The organism is Streptomyces sp. NPDC054841 (assembly GCF_053611045.1).
Map to the genome: position 1 here is coordinate 1 of NZ_JBSGZO010000005.1, position 16,541 is coordinate 16,541.

Here is a 16,541-nt window from a genome sequence, read left to right on the forward strand (position 1 = left end):
GTCCCTGAGCGATACTCGCCGTATGCGCATCCGACCGGCCGCCCGCGCCGAACTTCCGCTCCTCCAGGACATCGAAAGGGCCGCCGGGGAACCCTTCCGCGCCCTCGGCATGGCGTCGATCGCCGACGACGAGCCGCCGGCGCTCGACGTCCTGGAGCAGTACCGCCGGGACGGTCACGCCTGGGTGACGGCGGACGGCGACGGCTTTCCCGTCGCGTATCTGCTCTGCGACCCGGTCGACGGGGCCGCCCACATCGAGCAGTTGTCGGTCCACCCCGCCGTCGCCCGGCGCGGTCTGGGCCGCGGCCTGATCGACCATCTGGCGGCAGTGGCCGCGGCCGAAGGCCTGACCGCCCTCACCCTGACGACGTTCACCGAGGTCCCGTGGAACGCGCCCTACTACGCGCGCCTCGGCTTCCGGACGCTGGACGACGGCGAACTCACCCAGGGGCTGCGGGAGATCCGGCACGCGGAGGCCGAACACGGCCTGGACCGCTGGCCCCGGGTGTGCATGCGCCGGGACGTGGTTCAGCCGTAGCGCTCCCGCAGCTCCACCTTCCGCACCTTGCCGCTCACCGTCATCGGAAAGGCGTCGAGGATCTCCAGCCGCCGGGGGATCTTGTAGTGCGCGAGCTGTTCGCGGCAGAACGCGGCGAGGTCGTCCAGCGTCGGCGGATCGTCCGGGTCGCGGGGAACGACGCAGGCCAGGATCTCCTCGCCGTACTTCTCGTCCGGTACGCCGACCACCTGGACGTCGGCGATCTTCGGGTGGCCGTACAGGAACTCCTCGATCTCGCGCGGGTACACGTTCTCGCCACCGCGGATGATCATGTCCTTGATGCGGCCGACGATCTGGACGTAGCCGTCGTCGCGGATCACCGCGAGGTCGCCCGTGTGCATCCAGCGGCCGGGGTCGATGGCCTCGGCGGTCTTCTCCGGCTCGTTCCAGTAGCCGAGCATCACGCTGTAGCCGCGGGTGCACAGCTCGCCCGCCTCGCCGCGCGGGAGGGTGACACCGGTGACCGGGTCGGTGACCTTGACCTCGACGTGCGGGAGCACCCGGCCGACCGTGCCGGTGCGGCGCTCCAGGTCGTCCTCGCGCCGGGTCTGGGTGGAGACCGGGGAGGTCTCCGTCATCCCGTAACAGATCGACACCTCCGCCATGTTCATCTCGGCGACGACCCGTTTCATCACCTCCACCGGGCAGGGCGAGCCGGCCATGATCCCGGTGCGGAGCGAACTCAGGTCGTACGCTCCGAAACCGGGGAGGTTCAGCTCCGCGATGAACATCGTCGGGACGCCGTAGAGCGATGTGCAGCGCTCCTGCTGCACGGCCCGCAGCGTGGCCGCGGGATCGAAGGACGGCCCCGGGATGACGATGCACGCACCGTGCGACGTGGCGCCCAGATTTCCCATCACCATGCCGAAGCAGTGATAAAAGGGCACCGGCAGACAGACCCGGTCCTGCTCGGTGTAGCCGATCATCTCCCCGACGAAATAGCCGTTGTTGAGGATGTTGTGGTGGGAGAGGGTCGCGCCCTTGGGGAATCCGGTGGTGCCGGAGGTGTACTGGATGTTGACCGGGTCGTCGCAGGACAACTGCGCCTCGCGCGCGGCGAGTTCGTCCGGCCCCACGGACGCCGCCGCCGACAGCAGTTCCGTCCAGCTGTCGTCGCCGATGTACACGGCCTCCCGCAGCCCGGGGCAGTTCCCGCGCACCTGCTCGACGATCGCCCGGTAGTCGCTCGTCTTGTGGGCGAGAGAGGCGAAGAGCAGCGAGATCCCGGCCTGGTTCAGTACGTACTCCACCTCGTGGGCGCGATACGCCGGGTTGATGTTCACCATGATCGCGCCGATGCGGGCGGTGGCGTACTGCACGAGCACCCACTCCGGGCAGTTCACCGCCCAGATGCCGACCCGGTCCCCGCTGGCGATCCCGCGCGCGAGCAGCGCCCTCGCCAGCTCGTCGACGTCCGCGCCGAACTCCGCGTACGTCCAGCGGCGCCCGGACGGTACGTCGACCAGCGCCTCGCGCTCGCCGTGTGCCGCGATCGCCCGGTCCAGGTTCGCGCCGATGGTGTCGCCGAGCAGCTCCGTGCCGCTGACACCGTGTGCGTACGACAGGGTCATCGCAGGTCCGCCTCGTCGTACTCGGCCGTCGAGCCGGCGGCGGTGGCCTCGCGCAGCTCGATACGGCGGATCTTCCCGGAGACGGTCTTCGGCAGCTCGCCGAACTCCAGCTTGCGGACCCGCTTGTACGGCGCCAGCACCGCGCGCGAGTGCGCGAAGATCTCCTTCGCCGTCCCGGGTCCCGGCTCCCAGCCGTCCGCGAGCAGCACGTACGCCTTGGGGACGGCGAGGCGCAGCGGGTCCGGCGCGGGCACCACCGCGGCCTCCGCCACCGCCTCGTGCTCCAGGAGCGCGCTCTCCAGCTCGAACGGCGAGATCTTGTAGTCGGACGCCTTGAAGACGTCGTCGGCGCGGCCCACGTAGGTGATGTACCCGTCGGCGTCGCGCGAGCCGATGTCGCCGGTGCGGTAGTAACCGTCCGCCATCGCTTCCGCCGTACGCTCGGGGTCGCCGTGGTAGCCGGTCATCAGACCCACCGGCCGGTCCGACAGATCGAGGGAGATCTCGCCCTCGTCGGCGCCCGGCTTCCCACTGACGGGGTCGAGGAGTTCAACGCGGAAGCCGGGGCTCGGCCGGCCCATCGAGCCCGCTTTCAGCAGCTGGCCGGGGCTGTTGGAGACCTGGACCGCCGTCTCGGTCTGGCCGAAGCCGTCCCGGATGGTCACGCCCCATGCGCGCCGTACCGTCTCGATCACTTCGGGATTGAGGGGCTCTCCGGCCGCGACGACCTCCCTCGGGGGTGTCCGCAGCCGGCTCAGGTCCGCCTGGATCAGCATCCGCCACACGGTGGGCGGGGCGCAGAAGCTGGTGACGCCCGCGTCGTCCATCTCCGCCATCAGCCGGGCCGGGTCGAAGCGGGTGTAGTTGTGGATGAAGACGGTCGCCTCCGCGTTCCACGGCGCGAAGAGGTTCGACCAGGCGTGCTTGGCCCAGCCGGGTGACGAGATGTTGAGATGGACGTCACCGGGCCGGAGCCCGATCCAGTACATCGTGGCCAGATGGCCGACGGGGTAGGAGACATGGGTGTGCTCGACGAGCTTGGGGCGGGCGGTCGTGCCGGAGGTGAAGTACAGCATCAGCGGGTCGTCGGCGCGGGTGGGCCCGCCCGGCTCGAAGCTCTCGGACGCGTCGTACGCCTGCTCGTAGGCGAGCCATCCGTCCTCCGCGCGCTCCCCGACGGCGATGCGGGTGTACTCCCCCGGCACGTCGGCGAACTTGGCGGTGTCCTCGGCCCGGACGATCGCGTGCCGGACCTGGCCCCGCTCGATCCGGTCCCGCAGATCGACCGGGCCCAGCAGCGGCGTCGCCGGGATGACCACGGCGCGCAGCTTCATCGCGGCGAGCGCGGTCTCCCACAGCTCGGCCTGGTTGGCGAGCATCACGAGGATCCGGTCTCCCGCGCCGACGCCCTGCTCGCGCAGCCAGTTCGCCGCCCGGTTCGACCGCGCGGACATCTCGGCGAAGGTCAGCCGGGTGGCCGAGCCGTCCTCCTCGACGATGTGCAGCGCGGTGCGGTCGTTCCCGGCGGCGATCGCGTCGAACCAGTCCAGGGCCCAGTTGAACCGCTCGAAACGGGGCCAGTTGAACCCTTCGTACGCCGCCGCGTAGTCCTCCCGGTGCTGCAGCAGGAAATCCCGGGCCGCCCGGAACCTCTCGGTCTCACTGCCTGCCGTCATGTGCTCTCCTCGTTGCGGGACCCGTCAGTGGCATCGTGTAATCGGTAACGCAGGTCTCACTACCCCCGTATGGGGGGTGCTGTGCTGTCGGGAGGACCGGAACACATGACCTCAGTGGCGGAGGCGGTCGAGATACGGGCGGCACTGCTGGGGCTCCGCCGCGCCACCGGGCTGCAGATCGCCTTCGGCGGACTGCTGCACGAACCGCGGCAGATGCGCATCGCCGAGCTGAACGGGGCGCTGACGGGCGCGCTGCGCGGGCTGGCGATCTCGTCGGGCAACGGCCTTGGCGGAAAGGCGATCGCGCTGTCGCGGCCGTGTGCGGTGACCGACTACCCCGCGGCCCGGCACATCAGCCACGAGTACGACACGGCGGTGGCGACCGAGGGACTGCGGTCGGTGGTCGCGGTGCCGGTGGTCGTACGCCGGAAGGTACGGGGCGTGCTGTACGGGGCGCTGCGTACGCCGCTGCCGCTGGGCGAGCGCACGCTGGACGCCGCGGTGGCCGCCGCGCGGGACGTGGAGCAGACGCTGGTCGTCCAGGACGAGGTGCAGCGGCTGCTGGCCGTGGCGCGCGAGCCGGATCCCGGTCCCGGTGTCCGGCACGCCTGGGAGGAGGTCCGCGAGGTCCACCGCGAACTGCGCACCCTGGCACCACGGATCGCCGACGCGTCGCTGCGCGAGGACCTGCTCTCCGTATGCGGGCGGCTCGCCGCCGCGGGCTCTTCGGCCGCCCGTGTCCCGGGCGTCGCACTCGCGCCGCGCGAGCTGGACGTCCTCGCCTGCGTCGCCGGCGGCTCGACCAACGCGGCCGCGGCCGACCGTCTGGGGCTGCGCCCGGAGACGGTCAAGGGCTACCTCCGCGCCGCGATGCGCAAGCTGGGTGCGCACACGCGCCTGGAGGCGGTGGTGGCGGCCCGGCGGGCGGGGCTGCTGCCGTAGGCGTGGGGTGCGGGGCGGGGCGAGGCAGGGGCGGTGTGGGCGTGCCCCGGACTGGGCCGCGTAAGGCCGATGCCTCCCCGGGTGGGGTCCGCACGTGAGACCGTGTGCGGGCGCGCCGGGACGCGAAGTGGTCGCGGCGGCGGACGACGGAGGTGTACGGCATGGTGTCGGCGGATCAGGTGCTCGCGTTCGCGGCGATGTCGCTCCTGGTGATCGTGATCCCGGGGCCGAGCGTGCTGTTCGTGATCGGGCGTGCGCTGGCCCATGGCCGGCGTACCGCCCTGGCGACGGTGATCGGCAATGTCTTCGGCTCGTACGTCCTCGTGGTCGCCGTCGCGTTCGGTATCGGCTCGCTCGTGGAGAGCTCCGTGACCGTGTTCCTCGTGGTGAAGCTCGCCGGCGCCGCGTATCTGGTCCTTCTGGGCGTCCAGGCGTTCCGGCACCGCAAGGAGCTGAAGGCCTCGGCCATCGCGGCCGCACCGGCGGGCCCGGCGCACGGTGATCTGCGCACGGTCCTCGACGGGATGGTCGTCGGGGTCACCAACCCCAAGGGGATCGTCTTCTTCGCCGCCGTACTCCCCCAGTTCGTGGACCACTCCCAGGGCAACGTGCCCGCGCAGATGCTGGTACTGGGCCTGGTCCCGATCGCGATCGGACTGGTCACGGACACCCTGTGGGGACTGGGCGCCGCGGCCGCGCGGAACTGGTTCGCCCGCTCGGAGCGGCGGCTCTCCCTCGTCGGCGGGGCGGGCGGCTTCGCGATGATCGGGCTCGGGGTGACGGTCGCGGCGACGGGCCGCGCGGACTGACGCGGGCTGATGCGGCGGACCGACACGACCGATGCGAGCTGATGCGGCGGACAGACGCCGACAGACGCCGGCCGATACCGGCCGATGCCGACCGATGCCGACGGCACGGTCCTGGTGCGGCCGTTCATGAACCGCTGCCGTACCCCTCTCCCCCTTGTGGCGACGCGGAGCGGGTGGCAGGCTGTCGGCTCATGATCAACAGAATCGAGCCGTCCGCCCTCCGGTGAGGCCCGCACCCGTGCTGGACCTCCACCCGCCCCGCGTCCCGCTCTTCGTGCACGCGCTGCGGCTGCACCGGCTGAATCCCGACGAGCCCCTCTTCCACTGGGGCCACCCGCTGCCCGACCACGCCGCATACCGCGCCCGGGCCGCGCCCCTTGCACGCGAGGAGCGCGGCGAGGCCGTCGCCGCCGTACTGGCACGGCACCTGGCCGCACCGGCGCCCCCTGCCGCCGGCGGCCCGGCCGATGACCTGGCCGGCCTGGCCGACGAACTGGCCGCCATCGGATATCCACCGCGCGACGATCCGTCCATCGCCGAGGTGGTCCGCCGCTCCGATGCCGCCCGGGTCCGCAGACTCGGCCGTACGCTGGTGCGCCGCTCACTCGACCGCATTCCGGTCCAGATCGGGCTGACGCTGCTGGCGGCGAGCGCCACCGAGACCGACGTGCCGTTCGTCCAGACCATCGGACTGCTCTCGCACCTCTTCGGCGGCGCGGCCGTGCAGGTCCTGGAACGACAGCCGGGCCACACCACTGCCCTGCTGTGGGTGGCGGAACGCAGTGACGGCTGGGGCCGGGTCCACGCGGTGCAATCCCTGCTCCGCTCGCCCGGTCCACGCACTCACTCGTGGCTGCTGCGGCAGGCGGTCGACGGCGACCACCTCAACCGCTACTTCGCGGGTGATGTCGCGGAGGCGACCGGCCTGCATCTGGCCGTAGCGGCACCCGACGCCGACGCGGAGCTCGTGGACCACGCCGGCCGAGTGCTGCGGGTGATGGCCGAGAGCGAGAGCATGGGTCTCACGCTCTCCCACTACGCGCACGCGCACGAGGCCCTGAGCCATTACGTGGCCCATGCGGCGCGGCTCCCGCCGAGCATCGACCGCTTCGTCACGCTGCACACCCTGGCGAACGGAACGAGCGATGAACTCGCCCCGCTGTTCGCGGAGTTGCTGGAGCGGCCGGGCTGGCTGGACGGCGTACGCGCACGGCTCGGCGACCCCGACGAGCCGTGGCACCGGAGCGGCCCGTGGGCGGCGGACAAGCTCGGTGTGCGGCTCGACCGGTCAGCCCCCTAGTCAGCCTGCTGCTCGGTCCGCCGGCCGGTCCGCCGGCCAGTGCGCCGGTCAGTCATCCGGCCAGTGCGCCGGTCAGTCATCCGGCCAGTGCGCCGGTCGGTCATCCGGTCAGTCCGCGAACACCCCGAACCGCACATCGCGGGTCGTGGCCGAGGTCATCGTGGTGAGCATCCGCTCGCCCTCCTCGGCCACGGCCGCGCGCTGCGTCCGCGTCAGGTTCTCGAAGGGCTGGACGGCCAGCGTGGCCGCGTCCCCGGCCTCCGCAAGCCGCCAGATCCCGGCGAGGAGTCCGTCGACGAGGAAGACGCAGTAGGGCTGGTTCCCCTTCCAGGTGCGCAGCCTGAACTCCTCGGGGACGAAGCGGGAGCGGTCGGCGTGCGAGAGCAGCAGGTTGTCGTACTCGGGCAGGAAGCGCGGCGGGGCCGGGGTGCCGGCGTCCGGACGGGGCGCGTCCGGGAGGTCGAACAGCTCCACGCCGTTCTCGTCCTGGAAGGTGAGGAGCCCGGGGCGCAGCCGCTCGAAGGCGCTGCGCATCCGGGTCAGCCCGGACCAGGTCTGCATGTCCTTCACCGAGGCGGGCCCGAAAGCGGCGAGGTAGCGCAGTACGACCGCTTCGGGCTCGGGCGCGGGCTCGACCGGCCGGCCGAACCACTGCTCGGCGGTGGTCAGCATGACCTGACCGCTGCTGCCCCAGAGTCCGCGCGGGGTGACCTGCACCAGCGGCAGCAGACAGCGCGCGGCGACGGTGAGGGCGAGAGGGTCCGCGTCGGGCCACCGCGTGAGCAGCGCCTCCCGGAGCTCCTTGACCGGACGGGGGCGTTCCTCGACCAGTTCCAGGCTGAGCGCGGCGAGGCCGTCGAGGTCGACGCCGTCCAGCCGCTTGAGGAACATTCTCAGCTCCCGGTCGGGGCCTCCCGCCTGGGCGAACGGGCGGAGGGTGAGGCAGTCGCCCGCGGTGTGCGTATGGATCGTGGACCGCATCGTGACGAGCCGCGCGACCTCCCGCGACTCCATCAGCCCGGAGAGCTCCTGCGGGCGGAATCCGTGCAGCCGGGCGGCGAGGGCGTAGTACGGCGGCTTGACGTTCTGCGCCTGGAGGCCGACGAGGTGCTGCACGGCGGCCTTGACGGTCGGCCGGTTCTCCGGGTCACGGCGCAGCAGCAGCTGGCGGTCCAGCGTGGCGCGGCCCAGCGCCCTGGGGCCGAGCACGGGGAGTGTCTTGGAGACCATGACCGGCACGCTACCCACCCTTGCGGACATTTCCTGTCCGCAATTGTGTTCCCGGCGCCGCCATGCCGGTGCGATTCAGCCCGTATATCCTGCTCCGTGGCCGATCAGGGAGGTCTGTACGCAGCGCGTACGGCGCCGCGTACGTCGCGTGGGAGGTGACCTCAGGATGTCCGACCGACGAGCGCGCCCCGTTCCGATCCCGAAGAAGCCTGCCTGGCGTCGCCGGACAGCCCCCGCCGCGGCCCCGCCCCGGCCTCCGGAGCCCGTCGCGCAGCCACTCACCTCGGCCCCCGTGCAGAAGGACCAGGGCAGCATCGTCCAGGCCGCGCTCTACCGCGACGGCCGCCGTGTCTCGACGCCCGCGTCGCTCGCCGAGACGTTCCGCCAGCTGCGCGAGGAGCCGGCCGGGATGGCCTGGATAGGTCTGCACCGGCCGTCCGAGTCCGAGCTGCTCTCGCTGGCCGAGGAATTCGACCTCCATGAGCTGGCCGTCGAGGACGCGTTGGAGGCCCACCAGCGCCCGAAGCTGGAACGTTACGGCGAAACGCTCTTCGTCGTCCTGCGCGCCGCCCGCTACCTCGACGCCCCGGAGGAGGTCGACTTCGGCGAGCTCCACGTCTTCGTCGGCCGCGACTTCCTGATCACGGTCCGCCACGGAGCCGCCCCCGATCTGTCGGCGGTCCGCCGCCGCATGGAGAGCACCCCCGAGCTGCTCGCGCTCGGCCCGGAGGCGGTCCTCTACGCCATCCTCGACGCGGTCGTCGACGGCTACGCCCCGGTCGTCGCGGGCGTACAGAACGACATCGACGAGATCGAGACCGAGGTCTTCGGCGGCGACCCCGCCGTGTCCCGCCGTATCTACGAACTCGCCCGCGAAATGGTCGAGTTCCAGCGCGCCACCCGTCCCCTGGTGGGCATGCTCCACGGCCTGATGGCGGGATTCGCCAAGTACGGCACGGACGAGGAACTCCAGCGCTACCTCCGCGACGTCGCCGACCACGTCACCCACACGAGCGAGCGCGTCGACGGCTTCCGCCAGGCCCTCGCCGACATCCTGACGGTCAACACGACCCTGGTGACACAGCAGCAGAACGCGGAGATGCGGGCGCTGGCGGAGGCGGGGTTCGAGCAGAACGAGGAGATCAAGAAGATTTCAGCCTGGGCGGCCATTCTCTTTGCACCCACACTCGTGGGAACTATCTACGGCATGAACTTCGACTCCATGCCGGAGCTGCACTGGACGGCCGGATATCCGTTCGCGATCGGCTTGATGGGGCTTGTCTGCACCGGTTTGTACGTGATTTTCAAGCGGCGGGACTGGCTCTAGGGTGCGATCGACCCACTTACACCGCGCACGTGGTTTGCTTCTGCACCTGCTGCACGAACCACGCATTTCGGGCCCTGGGGAGTCCATGGGGAGAAGTGATGCGAGTGATCTCCTCTACCCTCCTACACTGAGACCCTGACCTGCTCTTTTACCCTCCCGCAGAGCGCTGGGGAGAATCCGGGGAGAATCGGCTGACGACACAGCTCCTGCGGCTGCGGCTTCGTCCCTATCCTGCTTCCTGCTCAACATCTCGCCGGTCGCCCTCGCCGCCCCCTAACAGATCACAGACAGTGACACTGGGTTCCGAGCGGAGCCACACGTCCGCCCCCTCTGTACGGCTTCCTGATTGTGGTGACGAGTCGTGTTCTGGTCAGCCCGGCCTCCTCGTGTACCAGGTCTCATGCGCAAGCGGGCGACAGCCCGTACCGCCTGCTCAGGGCAAGAACGGGCTGCGACAGCCGGCCGGCTCACTGGCGGGAGCCGCCCCTGCTCACTCCGGGCGCGGGCTCGCACATCATGGCCCGCACCGCTTCTGCGGCCGCCATAATGGAGGCATGTCCTCCAGTCCACAGCACCCCGCACCCGCGCCGAGAGACCCCTCTGGTACGGACGCCGCGGACCTCGCGCTGTACCGGGAGAAGTTCCGGCGCCGTCTGCCGGAGTCGCTGGACGAGCTGCGCGGGCCGACGCATGGTGTCGTAGAGCTGCCGCTGCACCTGGCCTGGTCCGGGATGACCGCGTACGACCTGGGCAAACCTCGCCAGTGCATGGGCCTGTACCGCACCGTCCTGCACGAGGGCCTGCACGACGACCTGCCCCGCTACCTCAACCGGGATCTACTCCTCCAGCTGTGGCCCGTGCTGCGTACCCTCGTCGGTCGCACCGTGCGCACTGTGTGGGAGGACGCCTTCCCCCAGCTCGCCTCCCGCACCCGGGCAGCCGCGTGACAGACATGCCGGAGCTGCACACCCGGCTACTGGCGGATGTGATTGCCCTGGGCTCGCCCTATCCCCTGGTCCTCACCGGCGGGTACGCCGTGAGGGCGCACCGCCTCGTGAACCGCCCCAGCCAGGACCTCGATGTCGCCACCGAGAACCCGGCGCCCATGGCCGACATCGCGGCCGCACTCTGTAGCGGCCTCGAGAGCAGGGGCTGGAAGGTGCAAGCGCTGGAAACTGCTCCGCTGTCCGCTCGCTTCACCGTGACTGACCCAGCCACCGGGCAGGACTGTGAAGTCGACATCCTCAAGGAGATCTTCTGGCGGCCCGTCGCCCAGAGCCCGTACGGGCCCGTCCTCGCGGAGGAGGACGTGATCGGGACCAAGGTCCGCGCCCTAGCCGACCGCGGAGCGCCCCGCGACCTGATCGACGTGTTCGCTGCCTCCCGCCGCTGGACGAACTCCGAGCTCGAGGAGTTCGGCCGGCGCCACGCCCGCGGCCGCTTCGAGCGCGAGGACCTCCAGGCGAACCTCACCGGCGCCGAGTGGACCGATGACGAAGCCTTCGCCGCTTACGGCCTCGACGATGCCACCGTCATTGCTCTCCGCACCTGGGCCGTGGAATGGGCCGATGACCTCGCGACCCGCCTCCTCGAAGAGTCCGATGCCCCGGACATCGACTGATCGCACGGCATCGTGATCACGATGCCGACCGTTTCACGGTGGGACTGCGGCATCGGCGCGCCGCTTGGGCATGAACAGCTGGGCGCCTGACCAGGACGCCGGCCGGCGTCCGCGCGGACGCTCGGGCACGGTCTGGACCGAGGCAGCCGGATCGGTCGTCGCTGGTCTCGTTTCCGGTCTGTTTGGTCGCCGGGCAGGGGTGGCCACCTGTACCGAGGCGATCCTCGCCATGCCGACGATGGCCATGGTGGGCGCCATCGCATATAGGAGTACGGGTGTCCCACGGCGAGCGGCGACGTGCTGACGGAGTACCTCCACCGTCTTGATTAGCGGGCTCCCCCAGGACCGGTCACTCCGCCAGCATGATGCTGTGCGGTATTGGCGCGAGCTGCGCACGGTAGCGGCGGACGCCCCAACTACGGTGCTCCAACTCCGCCGCAACCAGCACCTCCGCCGTGTTCATACGGTCGGGCACGAGCTCCACCAGCGCGGCCACCGGGTGATCCCCGACCAGCGGGAAACCCTTGACTCGGCGGAACTCCCACTGCGGGTTCGGCTGGGAAGCGCCGTGGCCCCGGACGATCCACTCCTCCCTCGTCGGTCCGGTTCCTGGCGGCTTCTCCAGCCCTACGTCCAGCACGCCGGTCGTGACCGTGAAGCTCACGCCCGTCCCGAGGCCGGCGATCGGGCGGGTGCGCTCGCCTGGGTCGATCAGGCGCGCGATCGGCTGTACACCGCGCTCTGGTGTGGACAGTGCGACGCCCAGGGAGGCGTGACGGAAAACACCCTTGCTCTCCGATGTCTCGGGGCGAAACGAGCACACCATCAGCAGTTGCCGGAACTGCCGTTCGGGTGTGGCGCTGAGATAGGACGACCAGCCCGCCGGGGCGGACGCGTGGTCGGCGGGCAAGAGGTCCCAGCCGAATGTGAGCCTGCCGCGCAGCGGTCCGTCGTCCGCCGGGCTGCCGAGCGTGCGCTCTGGCACGAGTTCGACGTCGTGCAGCCTCATCTTGGTCATGCGGCGGCTCCCTTGTTCCTACCGTGCACATAGGTGAACGCTCCCCAGTCACGGTAGTGGGGATACGCGGCACGCGTGGCGAGTTGGGCGGCGCGGAAGGCATGCTCCGGGTCCGCGCCGCCCGCGACTCCGTGGTGCAGGTGGTGGTAGAAGTACGTGGTCGGCTCCGGGCGTACGGGCCACAGGCACCCGACGACGGCCTGCGCCCCGGCGGTGATCAGTGCCGAAGGAATGCCACGAATGTTGTCCCCGCGGTCGAATCGGCCGAGCGCTGACTCACAGGCGGCGAGTGTCACGAGACGAACGCCGCGCAGGTCGACGGCCAGGAAGTCGTAGGCGAATACGCGTCCGTCGTCGTCTCCGTCCGCCGTGAGGTAGAGGCAGTGCATCCACGGTGCGTCCTCGTCCAGCGTCCCGTGTACGGCGATGTGGACGACGTCCGCCGTGGCCATCTCTGCGAGCAGCCTGTCTCGGGTGGCCGCAGGACCGGTGAGGGCATCGGCGCCTACCGCTTCCGCGACCTTCCGCGCGTGATCCTCCAGCGCCGGTTCGGCATGCAGCCCGAAGGCAACGCCCCCGGCAGCGGAGGCCAGCACCACCGCGCGACGCTCGCGTATGACGACTTCGACGGGTGCCAGGGCTTCGAGGCCAGCGATCGTGGTGACCGTCCAGTCGTCGGCGATCAGGCGGTCGCCCGTGCGGCAAAGCGGTAGAGGCAGGTAGTGCAGAGCGCCGTGCGGCCAGGCAAGGACCCGGTCCTTGCCTTGGGCGCGCCACCTGTCCCACAGGTCACTGCCGCCGAGCGGCAGGCCGACCGTCTCCAGCAGCCGGCTGCCTTCCGGCGTCACGTCGGCGAAGAGCGGGTCGCGTTCGATCTCCGTCCGGATCGCCTCGACCCGGTCCGCCACCGGGTGCCGGTCGTCGTTCTCGTCCGCGCCCTCGCCGAGGTGCACCACGAGCTCCCGGCCCTGCCTGGTGATTGCGAGCAGCACGGCCGCTCCGCTGACCGCCGCGGGTAGGAACCACGTCAACAGCACCGTTCCATCGTCCAGCAGATCACTTGCCTTGGCCCAGATGTGCTGCTCGTCGACGAGCGGTGCCGAGCGGCGACGCAGCTCGTCGTCGATGAACGACGAGATGCGCCACCGCAGGTTCCGGGCGATCTGCGCGTTGTCCTGGCCGCCGGGACGACGGTCGGCGTCCACAGCATTCAGCAGGTTCGGCAAGGCGTCCCCGGAGGCGGCGGTCTCCTCCAAGTCGCGCAGCTTGCCGATGAAGTGCTCGATGTGTGCGGGCAGCACGAGCGGGCCGTCGATGCGCCACCACGCGCCCAGCTGCGAACCCTTGCCCACCTGGTACAGGCCGAGTATCAGCCCCATCGGCAGCGTCTCGCTTTCCGCGGCGAGCTGCCAGACCGCGGTGTGCACGAGGTCGCGCAGTATCCCGCCGAGTTCGGGCGCGCCGCTCGTGTCGAAGTTCGGCGCATCGACGATGATCGCGCGCAGCGCGTCCCTGAGTTCGTGGCCGTGGAGGTTGCCCAGGTGCTGCACGAACGGCACCAGGCTCGCCCGCGCCAATTCCTCCAAGCGGAGCGAGGCATAGGCGAGTGCCGCGTAGGTGTAGTAGCCCCAGGGGAACGGGACAGAGCTGGAGATCGGTTCACCTGCCTCCGCCGACTGATAGTACAGATCCGCCGTGAGCAGCCGGACTTCCTCGCTCCGGTCGGCGCCCGCCTGTCTCAGCAGGGTGAGCCCCAACGCCGGCTGCCGCCGGTCACGGGCGTGCGCGGCCGCATGCAGCAGAGCCATGGATCGCTGCGCTGATGTCCACGAATCCGGGAACGACACGGAGAGCGCCTGGTGGGGACCCGGGCACTCGCTCGCGTCGTCGGGCAACACGTGAAGCCGGGCCTCGATCAGCTGCCTGCGGTGGGCAGAGGCCCACCGGATGTCGAGCTGCTCCGCCCAACCCAACACCGTGCGCAGCAACCGCCGATCGGCGCGTTCCCGGGCCAGGTTGACTCCCTGGCTGATCACCCTCGCGGTCACCGCACTACCGTGAGCAGCGACGAAATCGGCCGGTGTCATCCCGAACACCCCCGTGAGCAGTTCAATGGCCGTTTCCGAGGACATCCCGCCCGTCGTCCTGAGGAGGAACAGCGCGAGGTCCGGCTCGTCGACGGCTGACGAGTCGCGCCATGCCGACAGCGCGGCATTGGCAGCACCAAGGTGAACTCCCTCCTCGTCCGCAAGAATCTGCGCCAGTACCGCCAGCAGGCGGGGCCTCCGCAACCCGCCGTCCAGCTCCAGCGCCCGCGTCACCAGGTGTCCCGCTTCCACCACCAGCCGGTGGGACTCCGTCTGGAAGGGCTCCTCTTCGGTGAACCACGTGCGGTACAGGTCCGCGGTCAGCCGAGCGGACCAGACGGTCAGCAACTCGCGAGCGTAGGTGTCGGCGGCCAGGTCCTCCGGTCCCCGGGTGGCCATCCGCAACCGAGCGGCAGCCAGCAGCGCGGCTTCCAGGTCGGCGGGATCGCTCAGTCTGTCAATCAGCTGGGCCGCCACCGCTTCGGACTCCTCGAACACCGCTCCGTCGCACCGGTCAGCAACCAGTTGGACCCCCGATTCGACCGTCCGGAAGGCCGCGACCCGCCAGCCAGCCTCCATCTCGCAGGCCCCGGCGACCTCGGCTGCCAATCGCCAGTAGACGTACAAGAGGTCCATCGGGCCGCGGTGGTCGAGGAACTCGTCCCGGAACAGCAGATCCGCCATCGCCTCGGCGGACATCCCGTGGTGCTCAGCCAGGGCCTGCCATGTCTCCGCTGCTTCGCGCGCCCGCCGCTTCGCCTCGTCCATCGACAGGATTCGATCGCACACGTAATGCGCGAGCTCCATGAGCACGCCGACGGGGTCGATCACGAACGAGACGGTCGGCTGGCCGTCCGCCTCGTCACGCGGCTCGCCGAAGCGCACAGAGCCTGCGCACACCATCCCCCGCCGCGTTTCGAAGACCAGCGCGCCGAGCGGATCGTCTGTAGCAGGCAGCACGTGGGACACGACCAGGATGACGGAGCCCGAGGCATCCGCCGCCTCCCGCCACCCTGGCGGCTCTTCCAGGTCGAGGTCGTGCACGAAGTGCGTACCGTCGGGGCCGAGGACGGACAGCGCGCATCCTTCGTCCTGCGTTATACACCACCGGGGGGCGACAGGGTGACCGAACGGCAAATCGTCCAGTGAGAGGAGCGCCGGAAAGCCCCAGGCGTAGGCGCGGGTGAACAAGCTGCCTCCCGCCCCACCACCAGTGGTGAACGGGCTGATGCCGGCCAGTCCGACAGCCAGGCCGGCATACCGGATTCCCTCCACATCGGCGATGAACGCCCACCCGGTGACCTCGCGTGACAGTCGCACGCCATCCCCCTTCGCGCCCCAGGTCATCAACGGGTTCAACGGTGGCACGGACAACGGCCGGACCAGCCCGCTTCCCGGGCACTGAACAGTGATCTCAAGGGCGACGATGCCCGCGCCAAGCCGTGCGCTCGTCCATATCCTCCGTGTCGAACAAACAGAGCGAACGGCTCCCCGGGTGCGCGGGGAGCCGGGCCGTCGGGGCGGCGAAGGGGTACCGCCCCGACGGGGGCAGGCGTCAACCGAGGCCGTCGGCGCCGTCGACCGGCTCGCCACCGCCGTCCTCGTCGAACTCCACGACGAGTGGATCGCCTTCCCCCGCCGCTATCTCTCCATCGAGAGCATGGACAGCCTCTATCCGGACAACACCACCTGCCTGCCCGGCACTGCCGAATGATCAGCTACACCACACCAAGGGACATGACCCGTCCTACCGCCGCGCACGTCCGGCCCCGACGCCAGGAACCCACACGAAGGAGCCCGGACGGCGGAAGGCCGAGGGCCTCTGCGGACTTTCCGGAGTACTGCCGCATGCGACGCGGTCGACCACGTGGAGTTGTTGCATCGTGCACTCCGGGCAGGCGGTGCGCGGTCGTTCGCTTACGGCAGCGCCCACGGGAATCACCTGCTCCCCCACCATGTTCAGGCCAAGATGTCCGCCTTGTGTTTTCGGGCGGCCCTGCCTGCGCAGCCTTCAGCGCAGTCGTGTACCGGCTGAGCGTGGACCGGCTGAACAGCCAGGAGCGTCTGCGTGCCGACCTTGCTCATCTGCCGCCGCCGGCGCGCCTGGCACGGGTGGTCGCCCATCTCGCAGACGAAGTGGGTCACCAGGACGGGGGCGGCGGTGTTGTCGTCGAACTCGGCATACCCAGGGAGGACTTGGCCACTATGGCGGGCATGAGCAGGTCGTCCGCGCTCGCCGCCCTCGCGCGTCTCCAGTCCGACGGCATCGTCACGCTCGGCCGTCGGCGGCTCGTTGTCAGGGATCCTGCCCTGCTGAGAGCCGCGGCCCAGGACGACGGGGTGGGAGACGGCGACCGGCCGCCGCGCGGAGCTCCCGTGATGTGACGTGCCACACGCCCGT

The 16,541-nt window shown here is 70.4% G+C and carries 13 protein-coding genes and 1 pseudogene; 9 read left to right on the plus strand and 5 right to left on the minus strand.

Annotated elements, in window-relative coordinates; all coding sequences use genetic code 11:
- The first annotated feature begins 22 nt into the window (after positions 1–22).
- Positions 23–538, plus strand: coding sequence for a GNAT family N-acetyltransferase (locus ACWGI8_RS01470; protein WP_453657562.1), 516 nt, complete (start codon positions 23–25; stop codon positions 536–538).
- Here ACWGI8_RS01470 and ACWGI8_RS01475 read toward each other — a convergent pair.
- Positions 529–2,130 (minus strand): AMP-binding protein, encoded by a 1,602-nt coding sequence (locus tag ACWGI8_RS01475; RefSeq protein WP_453657564.1) that lies wholly within the window; start codon positions 2,128–2,130, stop codon positions 529–531. The genes ACWGI8_RS01470 and ACWGI8_RS01475 overlap by 10 nt on opposite strands.
- Positions 2,127–3,806 carry an AMP-binding protein gene (locus ACWGI8_RS01480; RefSeq protein WP_453657566.1) on the minus strand — a complete coding sequence of 560 codons (1,680 nt, stop codon included), beginning with the start codon at positions 3,804–3,806 and terminating at the stop codon, positions 2,127–2,129. The genes ACWGI8_RS01475 and ACWGI8_RS01480 overlap by 4 nt, the downstream gene beginning before the upstream one ends.
- 105 nt (positions 3,807–3,911) lie before the next feature.
- Between ACWGI8_RS01480 and ACWGI8_RS01485 the strand changes: the two genes are divergently transcribed.
- From ACWGI8_RS01485 to ACWGI8_RS01495, 3 genes are all read left to right on the plus strand, one after another.
- On the plus strand, positions 3,912–4,748 hold the full coding sequence (locus ACWGI8_RS01485) for a response regulator transcription factor (RefSeq protein WP_453657568.1): 837 nt from the start codon (positions 3,912–3,914) through the stop codon (positions 4,746–4,748).
- Positions 4,749–4,909: 161 nt separating this feature from the next.
- Positions 4,910–5,557 carry a LysE family translocator gene (locus ACWGI8_RS01490; protein WP_453657570.1) on the plus strand — a complete coding sequence of 216 codons (648 nt, stop codon included), beginning with the start codon at positions 4,910–4,912 and terminating at the stop codon, positions 5,555–5,557.
- A gap of 238 nt (positions 5,558–5,795) precedes the next feature.
- A complete protein-coding gene (locus tag ACWGI8_RS01495; RefSeq protein ID WP_453657572.1) occupies positions 5,796–6,857 on the plus strand; it encodes a hypothetical protein in 1,062 nt (353 codons plus the stop codon).
- 108 nt (positions 6,858–6,965) lie between these two features.
- On the opposite strand, the gene ACWGI8_RS01500 is transcribed toward ACWGI8_RS01495, so the two are convergent.
- Positions 6,966–8,087 carry a winged helix DNA-binding domain-containing protein gene (locus ACWGI8_RS01500; RefSeq protein ID WP_453657574.1) on the minus strand — a complete coding sequence of 374 codons (1,122 nt, stop codon included), beginning with the start codon at positions 8,085–8,087 and terminating at the stop codon, positions 6,966–6,968.
- A 166-nt stretch (positions 8,088–8,253) separates the two neighbouring features.
- Between ACWGI8_RS01500 and ACWGI8_RS01505 the strand changes: the two genes are divergently transcribed.
- From ACWGI8_RS01505 to ACWGI8_RS01515, 3 genes are all read left to right on the plus strand, one after another.
- Positions 8,254–9,414 carry a magnesium and cobalt transport protein CorA gene (locus tag ACWGI8_RS01505; protein WP_453657576.1) on the plus strand — a complete coding sequence of 387 codons (1,161 nt, stop codon included), beginning with the start codon at positions 8,254–8,256 and terminating at the stop codon, positions 9,412–9,414.
- Between the two features lie 554 nt (positions 9,415–9,968).
- On the plus strand, positions 9,969–10,361 hold the full coding sequence (locus ACWGI8_RS01510; protein ID WP_453657578.1) for a hypothetical protein: 393 nt from the start codon (positions 9,969–9,971) through the stop codon (positions 10,359–10,361).
- Positions 10,362–10,366: 5 nt separating this feature from the next.
- Positions 10,367–11,035 carry a nucleotidyl transferase AbiEii/AbiGii toxin family protein gene (locus ACWGI8_RS01515; RefSeq protein ID WP_453657579.1) on the plus strand — a complete coding sequence of 223 codons (669 nt, stop codon included), beginning with the start codon at positions 10,367–10,369 and terminating at the stop codon, positions 11,033–11,035.
- Positions 11,036–11,384: 349 nt separating this feature from the next.
- Here ACWGI8_RS01515 and ACWGI8_RS01520 read toward each other — a convergent pair whose 3' ends face one another.
- The gene (locus tag ACWGI8_RS01520; RefSeq protein WP_453657581.1) at positions 11,385–12,053 is read right to left on the minus strand and encodes a hypothetical protein; all 669 of its coding nucleotides are present in this window, start codon (positions 12,051–12,053) and stop codon (positions 11,385–11,387) included.
- On the minus strand, positions 12,050–15,460 hold the full coding sequence (locus ACWGI8_RS01525; RefSeq protein WP_453657583.1) for a CHAT domain-containing protein: 3,411 nt from the start codon (positions 15,458–15,460) through the stop codon (positions 12,050–12,052). Before ACWGI8_RS01525 ends, ACWGI8_RS01520 begins: the two co-directional genes overlap by 4 nt.
- A gap of 253 nt (positions 15,461–15,713) precedes the next feature.
- Here ACWGI8_RS01525 and ACWGI8_RS01530 point away from each other — a divergent pair.
- Together ACWGI8_RS01530 and ACWGI8_RS01535 are read left to right on the plus strand one after the other, a co-directional pair.
- A pseudogene (locus ACWGI8_RS01530) lies at positions 15,714–15,854 on the plus strand (IS256 family transposase); the annotation flags it as partial.
- Positions 15,855–16,162: 308 nt separating this feature from the next.
- A complete protein-coding gene (locus ACWGI8_RS01535; RefSeq protein WP_453657585.1) occupies positions 16,163–16,525 on the plus strand; it encodes a Crp/Fnr family transcriptional regulator in 363 nt (120 codons plus the stop codon).
- The last annotated feature ends 16 nt before the right edge of the window (positions 16,526–16,541 follow it).

Coding starts and splice junctions, on each gene's coding strand:
- ACWGI8_RS01470 (WP_453657562.1), top strand. CDS start 23: ATGCGCATCCGACCGGCCGCCCGCGCCGAACTTCCGCTCCTCCAGGAC.
- ACWGI8_RS01475 (WP_453657564.1), bottom strand. CDS start 2,130: ATGACCCTGTCGTACGCACACGGTGTCAGCGGCACGGAGCTGCTCGGC.
- ACWGI8_RS01480 (WP_453657566.1), bottom strand. CDS start 3,806: ATGACGGCAGGCAGTGAGACCGAGAGGTTCCGGGCGGCCCGGGATTTC.
- ACWGI8_RS01485 (WP_453657568.1), top strand. CDS start 3,912: ATGACCTCAGTGGCGGAGGCGGTCGAGATACGGGCGGCACTGCTGGGG.
- ACWGI8_RS01490 (WP_453657570.1), top strand. CDS start 4,910: ATGGTGTCGGCGGATCAGGTGCTCGCGTTCGCGGCGATGTCGCTCCTG.
- ACWGI8_RS01500 (WP_453657574.1), bottom strand. CDS start 8,087: ATGGTCTCCAAGACACTCCCCGTGCTCGGCCCCAGGGCGCTGGGCCGC.
- ACWGI8_RS01505 (WP_453657576.1), top strand. CDS start 8,254: ATGTCCGACCGACGAGCGCGCCCCGTTCCGATCCCGAAGAAGCCTGCC.
- ACWGI8_RS01510 (WP_453657578.1), top strand. CDS start 9,969: ATGTCCTCCAGTCCACAGCACCCCGCACCCGCGCCGAGAGACCCCTCT.
- ACWGI8_RS01515 (WP_453657579.1), top strand. CDS start 10,367: ATGCCGGAGCTGCACACCCGGCTACTGGCGGATGTGATTGCCCTGGGC.
- ACWGI8_RS01520 (WP_453657581.1), bottom strand. CDS start 12,053: ATGACCAAGATGAGGCTGCACGACGTCGAACTCGTGCCAGAGCGCACG.